Source organism: Kitasatospora sp. NPDC008050, from assembly GCF_042957465.1.
Classification (GTDB): Bacteria; Actinomycetota; Actinomycetes; order Streptomycetales; family Streptomycetaceae; genus Kitasatospora.
Genome location: NZ_JBIBIJ010000006.1, coordinates 203,122 through 216,418, shown reverse-complemented (window position 1 = coordinate 216,418; position 13,297 = coordinate 203,122). Strand labels below are relative to the sequence as shown.

The following is a 13,297-nucleotide window of genomic DNA, read 5'->3' as shown; positions in this document are numbered from 1 at the left end:
AGTGTGGGCAGGACCGGGAAGCTGACTGGACGTCAGCCGACCGAGCCCTCCATCTGCAGCTCGATCAGCCGGTTGAGCTCCAGCGCGTACTCCATCGGCAGCTCACGCGCGATCGGCTCGACGAAGCCGCGCACGATCATCGCCATCGCCTCGAACTCGGTCATGCCGCGGCTCATCAGGTAGAAGAGCTGGTCCTCGCTGACCTTGGAGACGGTCGCCTCGTGGCCCATCGACACGTCGTCCTCGCGGACGTCCACGTACGGGTAGGTGTCCGAGCGGGAGACGGTGTCCACCAGCAGCGCGTCACAGAGCACGTTGGACTTGGCGCCCTTGGAGCCCTCGCCGATCTCGATCAGACCGCGGTAGGAGGTGCGGCCGCCACCGCGCGCCACCGACTTGGAGACGATGTTGGAGGAGGTGTTCGGCGCCATGTGCACCATCTTGGCGCCGGCGTCCTGGTGCTGGCCCTCGCCCGCGAAGGCGATCGACAGGGTCTCGCCCTTGGCGTGCTCGCCCATCAGGTAGACGGCCGGGTACTTCATGGTGACCTTGGAGCCGATGTTGCCGTCGACCCACTCCATGGTCGCGCCCTCGTAGGCCACGGCCCGCTTGGTCACCAGGTTGTAGACGTTGTTCGACCAGTTCTGGATGGTCGTGTAGCGGCAGCGGCCGCCCTTCTTGACGATGATCTCCACCACGGCGCTGTGCAGCGAGTCCGAGGAGTAGATCGGCGCGGTGCAGCCCTCGACGTAGTGGACGTAGGCGTCCTCGTCGACGATGATCAGCGTCCGCTCGAACTGGCCCATGTTCTCGGTGTTGATCCGGAAGTAGGCCTGCAGCGGGATGTCCACGCGCACGCCCTTCGGCACGTAGATGAACGAACCGCCGGACCACACGGCCGTGTTCAGCGAGGCGAACTTGTTGTCGCCGACCGGGATCACGGTGCCGAAGTACTCCTTGAAGAGCTCCGGGTGCTCCTTGAGCGCGGTGTCCGTGTCGAGGAAGATCACGCCCTGCTCCTCCAGGTCCTCGCGGATCTGGTGGTAGACGACCTCGGACTCGTACTGGGCGGCGACACCCGCGACCAGGCGCTGCTTCTCCGCCTCCGGGATGCCGAGCTTGTCGTAGGTCGCCTTGATGTCGGCGGGCAGGTCCTCCCAGGACTCCGCCTGCTTCTCGGTCGAGCGCACGAAGTACTTGATGTTGTCGAAGTCGATGCCGGACAGGTCCGAACCCCAGGTCGGCATGGGCTTCTTCTCGAACAGCTTCAGACCCTTGAGGCGCAGGTTGAGCATCCACTCCGCCTCGGACTTCTTCGCCGAGATGTCGCGGACGACCTCCTCGCTCAGGCCGCGCTTGGCCACCGAGCCGGCCGCGTCGGGGTCCGACCAGCCGTACTCGTAGGTGCCCAGACCCTCGAGCTCCGGGTGGGAAACGGTGTCAGTCATGCGGGGTTCCTCCGCGCGGACGTAGCGGGTGGTTCGGTGGACGTACCGGCAGTCGGCGCTGCACCGGTGCCCGGAGCGGGCGACGGTGCGGCACCGGGTGCCGGCACATAGGTGGTGCAGACCCCGTCGCCGTGGGCGATGGTGGCCAGCCGTTGTACGTGGGTGCCCAGCAGCTGGGAGAAGACCTCGGTCTCCGCCTCGCAGAGCTGGGGGAACTGCTCGGCGATGTGCGCCACCGGGCAGTGGTGCTGGCAGAGCTGGGCGCCGGCCGGGGCCTTGGCGGCCCGACCGGCGGAGGGCACTCTGCGCACCGTGGCAGCGTACCCGTCGGCACTCAGGGCCTCGGCGAGTGCCTCGGTGCGCTGGTCGGCCGAGGCCTGCGCCAGAGCGCCCAGATACCTCTGCCCCTGCTTGCCGAACCGGGCCCGGGCGAAGGCGGCGACCGCCTCCTCGCCCGCCTTGCCGCCGCCGACCGCCTCGGCGATCCAGCTCAGCGCATCGGCGGCCAGTTGGTCGTAGGCCTGGTAGAAGGCGTCCCGGCCGCACTCGGTGAGCGCGAAGACCTTGGCCGGACGGCCACGGCCACGGCTGCCGTACACCCGCTGCTCGCGGGACTCGACCAGCCCCGAGGCGGCCAGGCCGTCCAGGTGGCGACGGACGGCCGCGGCGGTCAGGCCGAGCCGGCTGGCAAGATCGGCGGCGGAGGAGGGGCCGTGGTCCAGGATCGACCGGGCGACCCGGTCGCGGGTGGCCCGGTGGCCATCCAGCAGCACCTCCGCCGAGGTCGCGGGCACCGGCGAACTGGGGGCCGACTCGGCCTCCAGGTCCTGCGAGTGCTCGCGGATGTTTTTCACAACACCATTGTTGCGTAATTACTTCCGGTCGAACAAGCCGTGATCCACGCCTCAGTGGTGGGATCGGTCACGCAGGTAAGCCTTACCTGACCTGCACAAAAGATCATTCCGACCTGCGTGAACGATCAAGCCGGGTCGCCGTCCGACCCCCCTGAGCGGGCCTCCTACACTCGCCGGTATGCAGAACTCACCCGCCGTCGAGATCACCGGGCTGGTCAAGCGGTACGGCACTGGGTCCATCTCAAAGGCGGTGGCCGCGGTGGACGGCCTCGACCTGCGTATCGAGCGCGGCACCGTCACCGCCGTGCTCGGACCCAACGGCGCCGGCAAGACCACCACCATCGAGACCTGCGAGGGCTACCGCCGCCCCGACGCGGGCACGGTGCGGGTCCTCGGCCTCGACCCGGTCCGGCAGGCCGGCGAGCTGCGACCCCGGATCGGCGTGATGCTCCAATCGGGTGGTGTCTACGCCGGCGCCCGGGCCGTCGAGATGCTCCGGCACACCGCCAGGCTGCACGCCCACCCGCTGGACGTGGACGCCCTGGTCGAGCGCCTGGGCCTGGGCTCCACCGGCCGCACCACCTACCGCCGGCTCTCCGGCGGCCAGCAGCAGCGGCTCGCGCTCGCGATGGCCGTGGTCGGCCGCCCCGAGCTGGTCTTCCTGGACGAGCCGACCGCGGGCCTGGACCCGCAGGCCCGGCACGCCACCTGGGAGCTGGTCCGCGACCTGCGCCGGGACGGCGTCACCGTGGTGGTCACCACCCACTACATGGACGAGGCCGAGCAGCTCGCCGACGCCGTCGCCATCGTCGACCACGGCCGGGTGATCGCCACCGGCAGCCCCGAGGAGCTCTGCCGGGGCGGCGCCGAGAGCAGCCTGCACTTCCAGGGGCCCGCCGGACTCGACCTGGGCGCGCTCACCAAGGTGCTCCCCGACGGCGCGTCGGCCGTCGAACTGGCGCCCGGCAGCTACCGCGTCGAGGCCCCGATGGACCCCAGGCTGGTCGCCACCGTGACCGCCTGGTGCGCCGACGCCGGCGTACTGCCCGAGAAGCTGACCGTGCAGCGGCGCAGCCTCGAAGACGTCTTCCTCGAACTGACCGGACGGGATCTGCGCTCGTGAGTACCTATGCACCGCGGCCCGGCGCCGCCCCCGTCCACCGGATGCTGCTCGCGCAGACCGCCTTCGAGACGAAGATGCTGCTGCGCAACGGCGAGCAGCTGCTGCTCACCGTGGTGATCCCGACCGTGCTGCTGGTGCTTTTCAGCGCCGTGGACGTGGTCTCGGTGACCGGACCCGGCAAGCGGGTCGACTTCCTGGCCCCGGGCCTGCTGGCACTCGCGGTGATGTCCACCGCCTTCACCGGACAGGCCATCGCCACCGGCTTCGAGCGCCGCTACGGCGTGCTCAAGCGGCTCGGCGCCAGCCCGCTGCCGCGCTGGACGCTGCTGGCCGCCAAGACCGGCTGCGTGCTGGTCACCGAGGTCCTCCAGGTCGCCCTGCTGTCGGTGATCGCGCTGGCACTGGGCTGGTCGCCGCACGGCGACCCGTTCTCGGTGCTCGCGCTGCTGGTGCTCGGCACCGCCGCCTTCTCCGGGCTCGGGCTGCTGATGGCCGGCACCCTGAAGGCCGAGGCCACGCTGGCCGCCGCCAACCTGGTCTTCATCCTGCTGCTGCTGGCCGGCGGGGTCATCGTGCCGCTGTCGAAGTTCCCCGGCGCGGTGCGCGGGGCGCTCGACCTGCTGCCGATCAGCGCGCTCTCGGACGGGCTGCGCTCGGTGCTGCAGAACGGCGCCGGAGTGCCCTGGTCGGACCTCGGGATCCTGGCCGGCTGGGCGGTGCTCGCGCTGGCCGCGGCCGCGCGGTTCTTCCGCTGGGAGTAGACCGCCGGGAGTAGACCGCCGGGAGTGATCGGCTCCGGCGGGCGGACGACCGAGGGGGTGGGGACCGGATCCGGTCCCCACCCCCTCAGCGCTTACTCAGGCCTGCGCGTCAGTGACGAGCGGCCTTCTTGCGGCGGGCCATGAAGAGCAGGCCGCCACCGAGCGCGATCACTGCCGCACCCGCGGCCGCGATCGGACCCGCCGAGCTGCCACCGCCGGTGAAGGCCAGCGAAGGCGAGGTGCTGCTCGGCTTGGGCGCCGCCGGAGTGGTCGCCGTGACCGGGGCCACCGTCGGCGAGGCGCTGACCGACGCGGCCGGGGTGGGGCTCGCAGCCGGGGTGGTCGGCGCCGGCTTGGTCGGTGCCGGGGTGGTCGGCGCCGGGGTGGTCGGGCTCGGGCTGCTCGACGCGGAGTGGCTCGGGCTCGGGGTGGGGCTGGCCGGCGGGGTCGGGCTCACCGGCGGGGTGGGCGGCGGGGTCTCGCAGACCGGCACCGTGACCTTCCAGTTGCCCGTCCAGTGGTTGTCGCCCTTGGGGTCCTCCGAGGTGTAGACAACCAGCTCCGCCTCCTCGGCGGAGGTGTGTGCGGGCACCTGGAACACCTGGTGGAAAGTCGCACCGAAGGTCTGCAGGTTGACCAGCTGCTTGCCGGCCAGCGAAACACTGACCGTGTTCTGGGCCTTGGCGTTGTAGTCCTTCAGGTCGACGGTGACCGTCGAACAGGTGGCCGTGATCGAGGGGACGTGCGCCGAGGCGCTGGTGGCCAGCGCTCCCGAGGCGACCACCGCGATCGCCGCCGCCCCGGCGAGCACTCGGCCGGTTATCCGCCCTTGTCGCGCCATAACTTGATGATCCTTCCGAATGAGGCTGTGCAGCACAGTCGTTGATGGACCGTTGGATGATCTGTGAGCGACCGGCTACACCTGGTGCGGGGGACTCTACCGGCCCACGGCCCGCACACCACCCCCACCGAACGGCTGAATTCCGCCTGTCCATGGCAACGTTGGCGTGCTGACGGAGCTGACCTCGTGATTCACCGGGAGCAACGTTCCTGCACCCCGGCGAACCTTTCTCCCGCCTTCTCCCTCGTGTTCGAGAAATGGGCCGGCCCCCCGGTGATACACGTCGATCACCGGGGGGCCGGTTCAGGACAAGTCGAAATGGCCGGCGAAGGGTCAGGCCTTCCTGGCCGCCCGGCGACGGGTCGCGATCACGATCCCCGTGCCCGCCCCGAGTACCAGTACGCCCCCGACGGTCAGCGGGATCACACCGGCGGCGCCCGTGAAAGCGAGTCCGCCGTGCGCGGGCGCCGCGGGCGCCGGGCTCGGGCTACCACCGGTCGCACCCACCGGAAGCACCCCGCTCGCGCTGCCGCTCGGAGCGGGGCTCGCGCCGGCCGGGGCGCTGCCGCCGGCCGAGGGGTGCCCGCTCGGAGCACCGGACGACCCGGCCGGCCCCGTCGGCGCGACCCCCGCGGCGGTGGCCGGCGCACTCGGCGTACCGCCACCGGCCGACGGGCCGGTCGCCGGAGCGGTCACCGGCGAGGTGGCCGGCGCGGGCGCGGTCGCGGGCGCGGTCGCCGGCCCCGTGACCGGAGCGGTCGGCGGCACCGAGGGCCCGCCGGGGGTCGGCAGGCAGGCGGTGAACGGGTAGTGGTGGGTCTCCGCTCCCCCGCTGCCGGTCAGCGAGTGCGCGATCACCGAGCCGTTGACCGGGCCGCCGCTGCCCAGGTCGAAGGCCGCGTTCGGGGCCAGGATGCTGCCCGCCCAGGCCAGCGCGCTGTTCTTGACCACCGTGCCGGCGGTCGGGAAGTTCCACAGCAGCGCGGCGCGCACCGCCCCGCCGTCGGCGCTCTGCAGCTTGTCGTCCTCGACCCAGCTCCGCTTGGCGTGGTCCCAGAGCCAGAGCGAGGTGGTGCCGGCCGCCCGCGAGTCGTAGCCGTCACCGGTCACGTTGACCACCGCGGTGGCCCCGGCCGGGACCTGCACCCGGATCGCCTTGGCGCCCTGCAACTGGGCCGCGCTCACCACGAAGCTGTTGTACGAGGCGTTGGTCCCGCTCAGCGTCAGCGTGGCACCGCCGCCCTGCCCCTCGGCGGTCACCGTGGTGCCCGCGGTGGCGCCCTGCGCGGCGAGCCCGGTGGAGAGCCGGCGCAGCTCGGCGAACTCGGCGGCGAAGTCGATCGGCGAGGGGCCGTGGGTCACCGTGCCGGTGTGGCCCTCCAGGCGGCCGCCGCCGATCTTCTGCCCGGCGTAGACGCCGTTGCCCTTCATCACCTCGGTACTGCCGCCACCCACCGTGATGTTTCCGCCCACCACCAGCGCATTGCCGCCCGGCAGTGCCTGCACCTGGGCGTCCGTCAGCTCCTGGCCGACGCTGAAGCCGCCGCTGAAGTCGGCGTTCCCGCCGACCGCGACCGCCCCTTCGGCGTCCGGCGCGTGGGTGTCATCGCCCTCGATGAACTCGCCGTACTGGCCGGCCACTCCAAAGCTCTGGCAAGCGGGCGAGGCGGGAGCGGCGACGGCGACCGGCGCGACGAGCACGCCCAGGGCGAGCGAACCGCCGAGCGCCAGGGCCGAGATGGGGACAGATATGCGCATGCCGCGCACTCTGTCGACGATCTCCGGCATTGGTCAAGACCAATGTCCGATCCGTCCCAACAGTCGTCTTTGCGGTCCCGGGCCGCCCCACGCGGCGCGCCGACTCGGCAGGACGCCCCCGCCGCAAGATCGGCAACAGCGCAACCTAGGATGAATCCGTGTTCAATCCCTTCTCCCAGCTCGCCGAACGCTGGCACCCGTCCGCCACCACGGTGCGGCGTGCCGCCCTCGCCGCGCTGGTGATGAGCGTGGTCATCGTGGTCACCGGCGGCGCGGTCCGCCTGACCGGCTCCGGCCTCGGCTGCCGGACCTGGCCGACCTGCACCGGGGACAGCGTCACCCCCACCCCCGCGATGGGCGTGCACGGGATCATCGAGTTCACCAACCGGATGCTCACCTACGTGCTCTGCGCGGCGATCGGCTGGGCCATCCTGGCGGCGCGCTGCGCGAAGCCGTGGCGGCGGTCGCTGACCCGGCTGGGGTGGTGGCAGTTCTGGGTGGTGATGAGCAACGCCGTGCTCGGCGGGATCACCGTGCTGGTCAAGCTCAACCCGTACGTGGTGGCCTGCCACATGCTCTCGGCACTGGCCCTGGTCTGGGTGGCGGTGCTGACCTGGGAGCGGGCCAAGGAGGGCGACGGGCCGCCCCGGCCGCTGGTCACCGGCCCGGTCCGGCAGCTGAGCCACGTGCTGGTGGCCGCCACGGGCGCACTGGTGGTGGCCGGCACCCTGGTGACCGGCGCGGGCCACCACCCGGGCGACTCCAGCGACGTTCCACGGGTGCCGATCAGCTACGACCGGCTGGCCCAGCTGCACACCGACTTCGCCTGCGTGACGATCGGGCTGTCGCTCGCGGTGATCTTCGTGCTGGCCGCCGTCAAGGCTCCCCCGGCCGCCCGGGCCCGGGCCCGGGAGCTGTTCGTGGTGCTGATGGCACAGGGCCTGCTGGGCTTCGTGCAGTACTTCACCGACGCGCCGGAGCTGCTGGTCGGCATCCACATGCTGGGCGCCGCGCTGGTCTGGATCGCCGCGCTGCGGATCCCGCTGGCGCTGCGCACCCGCGACGAGGAGCCCGCCGCCGCCCTGCCCGCCCAGACCCCGCAGGACACCGTGGCGGCCTGAGCACAGCCACGGCACGGCGCAGCGACCGCCCAGCACAGGACCGCGAAGGCCCCGACCCCCACCGCACCGGGGGGCCGGGGCCTTCGCCTTCGAACCGGGAGCCGTACCGGACGGGGGTCAGCCGCCGAGCTGGATACCCGCCATCCGCTTCCACTCGTACGGTCCGGTCCGTACCTTCAGGGCGAGCTCGCCCTCGAAGGAGTCGTGCAGCGTGATCCCGGCCAGCTCGACGGCCCGGCGGCCGACGGCGTAGCTGGGCGCCACCTGGTCGCCCCAGGCGCCGTCCTGACCCACCAGCACGATCCGGGTCGCCACCGCACCCACGTACTCCACCACGCCGTCGGCGTTGCCGCCGTGCTGCTTGCTGAAGGCCGTCAGGTGCTTGGCGATGCGCTTGGCCCGACGCTCGGTCCGGGCATCGGCGGCGGCTGCGGGGGTCTCTGCGCTGCTCATGTCCGGCATGCTACCCACGGGTAGCCCAGCTGGCGACGGCTTCGCGATGTGCCGCGGGCCACACCCGGGCCGCATCCGCCCGCGCGGCCCCGCGATACGCCGACGGCCCCGGCGTGTCGTTGACACTCCGGGGCCGTCGGCCGAGCACTCGTGGCGGGCGGGCCGCCAGGGCTTTGTGCGACAAGCCCTACCGCAGGAACGGGTCGATCGCGATCGCCACCATCAGCAGCGTCAGATAGGTGATCGACCAGTGGAACAGCCGCATCTCCTTGAGCTTGGCCCCCGCCAGCCCGGCCTTGGCGCGCGCGTACAGGCCGTGCGCCTCCTTGAGCCAGAGGGCGCCGAGCACCACGGCGCTGACGGGGTAGAGCCAGCTGGTGTGCGCCAGCGGCCAGAGTGCCAGCGAGACGACCACCATGACCCAGGAGTAGATGACGATCTGTCGGGCGACCGCGAGGTTGCCCGCGGTCACCGGCAGCATCGGCACGCCGGCCTTCTCGTAGTCCTCCCGGACCTTCATCGACAGCGGCCAGTAGTGCGGCGGCGTCCAGAAGAAGATCACCAGGAAGAGCACGAACGGCGCCAGGCTCAGCGAGCCGGTCACCGCCGCCCAGCCGACCAGCACCGGCATGCAGCCGGCGATGCCGCCCCAGACGATGTTCTGCGCGGTGCGGCGCTTGAGCCCGAGGGTGTAGACGAAGACGTAGAAGAGCAGTCCCGCCAGCGCCAGCCCGGAGGCCAGCCAGTTCACGAGGAATCCCAGCCAGAGCGTGGAGATCACGCCCAGGCTGATGCCGAAGACCACCGCCTCGCGCGGCGACACCATCCCCGTCACCAGCGGCCGGTGCTCGGTGCGGCTCATCACCGCGTCGATGTCGCGGTCGATGTACATGTTGAGCGCGTTGGCGCCACCCGCGGAGAGGTAACCCCCGATGACGACCGCCAGCACCAGCCAGAGGTTGGGCACCCCGCGCTTCGCCAGGAACATCACCGGAACCGTGCTCATCAGCAGCAGCTCGATGATCCGAGGCTTGGTCAGTGCGACAAATGCCCCGACACGGGCCCTGAGCGGCCGACGCGCGGGGGTCGCCCCGAGGACCCCGTCGGAGCGGGATTCGACGGCGGTCACGAACACCCCAACTGAAGATGAAACTTCGCAGGCGTCCACGGGTCGATTGCTCGTGAATCCGTTCACCTGCGCGTACCACGCCACCTTAGACGGTGCATAGATCCCGATCCGCCGCGGGGTCCGCTGACGGGGCCGGGCCGCACCCCCGTGGGTGAACTGCCCAGTTCACCGAAGGGCGGCACCGGACAAACCGGGTCAAGGTGGTTCCGGTGGCAGCGGCGCACTGCACTCAGTACACATGGGAATCGGGTCACGAAACTCCGGGTTCTCCCCGTACGGAAGGCACGCCCCGGGCTGGGCGGTAGGCTCGCCCGGAGAAGCGGGAAACCCTCCGTGACCGGCACTACCGAACATGCGTCAGGCCCACAGTGTCGTGGCCGACCCGGTCCCTTCACGGGGTCACACCTCAATACGGAAGGAGCCCTGAGAAGGGTGAGCACGACGCCGACGAACGTAATCGAGTGGTCCGAGCTGGATGAGCGGACGGTCGACACCGCCCGGGTCCTGGCCATGGATGCGGTACAGAAGGTCGGGAACGGGCACCCGGGGACGGCGATGGCCCTCGCCCCCGCGGCCTACCTCATTTTCCAGCGCTTCCTGCGGCACGACCCCACGGACCCGAACTGGGCGGGGCGCGACCGCTTCGTCCTGTCCCCGGGCCACACCAGCATGACGCTGTACACCCAGCTCTTCCTCGCCGGCTACGGCCTTGAGCTGGACGACCTGAAGTCCTTCCGGGTCGCGGGCAGCCGCACCCCCGGTCACCCCGAGCACGGCCACACGGCCGGCGTGGAGACCACCACCGGCCCGCTCGGCCAGGGCATCGCCAACGCGGTGGGCATGGCGATGGCCGCCCGCTACGAGCGTGGGCTTTTTGATCCCGAGGCCGCCGAGGGCGCCTCCCCGTTCGACCACACCATCTGGTCCATCGTCTCCGACGGCGACCTGGAGGAGGGCATCTCCGCCGAGGCCTCCTCGCTGGCCGGCCACCAGAAGCTCGGCAACCTGGTCGCGCTCTACGACGACAACCACATCTCGATCGAGGGCGACACCCACACCGCCTTCTCCGAGGACGTGCTGGCCCGCTACGAGGCCTACGGCTGGCACGTGCAGCGCGTGACGCCCAAGGCGAACGGTGACGTCGACGTGCAGGCACTGGCCGCCGCGCTGGACGCCGCCAAGGCCGAGACCTCGCGCCCGTCCATGATCGCGATGCGCACCATCATCGCCTGGCCCGCCCCGGACGCGCAGAACACCGCCAAGGCGCACGGCTCCGCGCTCGGCGACGCCGAGATCGCCGCCACCAAGAAGGTCCTGGGCTTCGACCCCGAGCGCACCTTCGAGGTCTCCGACGCGGTGCTCAGCCACGCCCGCGCGGTGATCCAGCGCGGCAAGGCCACCCGCGCCGAGTGGGAGAAGTCCTTCACCGCCTGGCGCACCGCCAACCCCACCCGGTCCGCGGAGTTCGACCGGATCCAGGCCGGCGAGCTGCCGAACGGCTGGCGCAAGGAGCTGCCGTCCTTCCCGGCCGGCAAGGACGTCGCCACCCGCAAGGCCAGCGGTGACACGCTCAAGGCGCTCGGCGCGGTGATCCCGGAGCTGTGGGGCGGCTCGGCCGACCTCGCGGAGTCCAACCTCACCACGATCGACGAGGGCAGCTCCTTCCTGCCCGTGGGCAACCCGCTCAAGGGCGCTAGCCCCTACGGCCGGACGATCCACTTCGGCATCCGCGAGCACGCCATGGGCTCGACCATGAACGGCATCGCGCTGCACGGCAGGACCCGCGTCTTCGGCGGCACCTTCCTGGTGTTCTCCGACTACATGCGCCCGGCGGTCCGCCTGGCCGCGCTGATGAAGCTGCCGGTCACCTACGTCTGGACGCACGACTCGATCGGCCTGGGCGAGGACGGCCCGACCCACCAGCCGGTCGAGCACCTGGCCGCGCTGCGCGCCATCCCGGGCCTGTCGGTGGTCCGCCCCGGCGACGCCAACGAGACGGCGGTCGCCTGGCGCACCATCCTGGAGCGCCACACCAGCCACCCCGGCCCGGTGGGCCTGGCGCTGACCCGCCAGGGCGTGCCGACCTACGACCGCGAGACCTTCGGCTCCGCCGAGGGCACCGCGCGCGGCGGCTACGTGCTGGCCGAGGCCTCGGACAACGCCCCGCAGGTGATCCTCATCGGCACCGGCTCCGAGGTGCAGCTGGCCGTCCAGGCCCGCGAGACCCTGGAGGCGGAGGGCATCCCGACCCGGGTCGTCTCGATGCCGTCCGTCGAGTGGTTCAACGAGCAGGACCAGGCCTACCGCGACCAGGTGCTGCCGCCCACCGTCAAGGCCCGCGTCTCGGTCGAGGCCGGAATCGCCCAGGGCTGGCGCGAGCTGGTCGGCGACCACGGGCAGATCATCAGCCTGGAGCACTTCGGCGCCTCGGCCGACTTCAAGGTGCTCTACCAGGAGTTCGGCATCACGGCGGAGGCCGTGGCGCACGCGGCGCACAAGTCGCTGCGCTCGCTGGAAGCCGTCAACCGCTGAGTGCGGCGGCCCAGCCGCCTCCGATTCCTGAGTGATTTTCCGATAGACCTAAGGACTGAACAGCATGACTGACGCATTGAAGCGCCTCAGCGACGAAGGCGTGGCGATCTGGCTGGACGACCTCAGCCGCACCCGCCTGAACAGCGGCAACCTGGCCGAGCTCGTGCAGACCATGCACGTGGTCGGCGTCACCACCAACCCGACCATCTTCCAGAAGGCCATCGCCGGCAGCGGCGACACCTCCTACGACGCGCAGCTGCGCGACCTGGCGGTGCGCGAGGTCACCACCGACGAGGCGATCCGCATGATCACCACCTCGGACGTGCGGGACGCCGCCGACGTGCTGCGCCCGGTCTATGACGCCAGCAACGGCCGCGACGGCCGGGTCTCCATCGAGGTGGACCCGCGCCTGGCCCACCAGACCGCGCCCACCGTGGCCGAGGCCAAGCAGCTGTGGTGGCTGGTGGACCGTCCCAACGTGTTCATCAAGATCCCCGCGACCAAGGCCGGCCTGCCGGCGATCACCGAGGTCATCGCGAAGGGCATCAGCGTCAACGTCACGCTGATCTTCTCGCTGGAGCGCTACAAGGCCGTGATCGACGCCTACCTGACCGGTCTGGAGCAGGCCAAGGCCAAGGGCATCGACCTGTCCTCGATCGAGTCGGTCGCCTCCTTCTTCGTCTCCCGGGTGGACACCGAGATCGACAAGCGCCTGGAGGCCATCGGCGGCGACGCCGTCAAGCTGCGCTCCAAGGCCGCGCTGGCCAACGCCCGCCTGGCCTACCAGGCGTACGAGGAGGTCTTCGGCTCGGTGGACGGCAAGAAGCCGGCCGGCGCCCGCTGGACCGCCCTGGAGGCGGCCGGTGCCAAGCCGCAGCGCCCGCTGTGGGCCTCCACCGGTGTCAAGGACCCGGCCCTGCCGGACACCCTGTACGTGACCGAGCTGGTCGCGCCGGGCACCGTCAACACCATGCCCGAGGCCACCCTGAACGCCACCGGCGACCACGGCCAGGTCACCGGTGACACCATCACCGGCGCCTACGCCGACGCCCAGGGTGTGCTGGACGCGCTGGCCGCGGCCGGCGTGGACTACGACGACGTCGTCCAGGTCCTGGAGGACGAGGGCGTCTCCAAGTTCGAGATCTCCTGGCAGGAGCTGCTGGACACCGTGACGGCCTCGCTGGCCTCCTTCTCCGACGGCAAGTGACACCCGCTCGCACGACGCATCGAAGCGGAGCCCAGCAGTGAGCAATGCACAGGCATTTCCCGACCTGGAG

General features: G+C 71.2%; 11 protein-coding genes. 5 read left to right on the top strand and 6 right to left on the bottom strand.

The window, feature by feature from the left end; translation table 11 throughout:
- Positions 1-32: 32 nt before the first annotated feature.
- Positions 33-1,448 carry a Fe-S cluster assembly protein SufB gene (gene sufB, locus ACFZB9_RS14770; RefSeq protein WP_391447056.1) on the bottom strand — a complete coding sequence of 472 codons (1,416 nt, stop codon included), beginning with the start codon at positions 1,446-1,448 and terminating at the stop codon, positions 33-35.
- The gene (locus ACFZB9_RS14765; RefSeq protein ID WP_391447055.1) at positions 1,445-2,302 is read right to left on the bottom strand and encodes a helix-turn-helix transcriptional regulator; all 858 of its coding nucleotides are present in this window, start codon (positions 2,300-2,302) and stop codon (positions 1,445-1,447) included. Before ACFZB9_RS14765 ends, sufB begins: the two co-directional genes overlap by 4 nt.
- 178 nt (positions 2,303-2,480) lie before the next feature.
- Here ACFZB9_RS14765 and ACFZB9_RS14760 point away from each other — a divergent pair, with 178 nt between their 5' ends.
- Both ACFZB9_RS14760 and ACFZB9_RS14755 read left to right on the top strand, forming a co-directional pair.
- On the top strand, positions 2,481-3,425 hold the full coding sequence (locus ACFZB9_RS14760) for an ABC transporter ATP-binding protein (protein ID WP_391447053.1): 945 nt from the start codon (positions 2,481-2,483) through the stop codon (positions 3,423-3,425).
- Positions 3,426-3,466: 41 nt separating this feature from the next.
- Positions 3,467-4,186, top strand: a complete 720-nt coding sequence (locus ACFZB9_RS14755) for an ABC transporter permease (RefSeq protein ID WP_391447393.1) — start codon at positions 3,467-3,469, stop codon at positions 4,184-4,186.
- A gap of 109 nt (positions 4,187-4,295) precedes the next feature.
- On the opposite strand, the gene ACFZB9_RS14750 is transcribed toward ACFZB9_RS14755, so the two are convergent.
- Together ACFZB9_RS14750 and ACFZB9_RS14745 are read right to left on the bottom strand one after the other, a co-directional pair.
- Complete coding sequence (locus ACFZB9_RS14750; RefSeq protein WP_391447051.1) at positions 4,296-5,027, bottom strand: hypothetical protein; 732 nt, start codon at positions 5,025-5,027, stop codon at positions 4,296-4,298.
- Positions 5,028-5,360: 333 nt separating this feature from the next.
- On the bottom strand, positions 5,361-6,785 hold the full coding sequence (locus ACFZB9_RS14745) for a choice-of-anchor A family protein (protein ID WP_391447050.1): 1,425 nt from the start codon (positions 6,783-6,785) through the stop codon (positions 5,361-5,363).
- Between the two features lie 158 nt (positions 6,786-6,943).
- Here ACFZB9_RS14745 and ACFZB9_RS14740 point away from each other — a divergent pair, with 158 nt between their 5' ends.
- The gene (locus ACFZB9_RS14740) at positions 6,944-7,906 is read left to right on the top strand and encodes a heme A synthase (RefSeq protein ID WP_391447049.1); all 963 of its coding nucleotides are present in this window, start codon (positions 6,944-6,946) and stop codon (positions 7,904-7,906) included.
- A gap of 117 nt (positions 7,907-8,023) precedes the next feature.
- Here ACFZB9_RS14740 and ACFZB9_RS14735 read toward each other — a convergent pair whose 3' ends face one another.
- Both ACFZB9_RS14735 and ACFZB9_RS14730 read right to left on the bottom strand, forming a co-directional pair.
- Entirely contained in the window at positions 8,024-8,359 is a 336-nt protein-coding gene (locus ACFZB9_RS14735; protein ID WP_391447047.1) for a hypothetical protein, read from the bottom strand.
- Positions 8,360-8,546: 187 nt separating this feature from the next.
- Positions 8,547-9,494 (bottom strand): heme o synthase, encoded by a 948-nt coding sequence (locus ACFZB9_RS14730; RefSeq protein ID WP_391447045.1) that lies wholly within the window; start codon positions 9,492-9,494, stop codon positions 8,547-8,549.
- A 426-nt stretch (positions 9,495-9,920) separates the two neighbouring features.
- On the opposite strand from ACFZB9_RS14730, the gene tkt reads away from it, so the two are divergent.
- The gene (gene tkt, locus ACFZB9_RS14725) at positions 9,921-12,020 is read left to right on the top strand and encodes a transketolase (protein ID WP_391447044.1); all 2,100 of its coding nucleotides are present in this window, start codon (positions 9,921-9,923) and stop codon (positions 12,018-12,020) included.
- A gap of 64 nt (positions 12,021-12,084) precedes the next feature.
- The gene (gene tal, locus ACFZB9_RS14720) at positions 12,085-13,227 is read left to right on the top strand and encodes a transaldolase (protein ID WP_391447042.1); all 1,143 of its coding nucleotides are present in this window, start codon (positions 12,085-12,087) and stop codon (positions 13,225-13,227) included.
- Positions 13,228-13,297 lie beyond the last annotated feature (70 nt).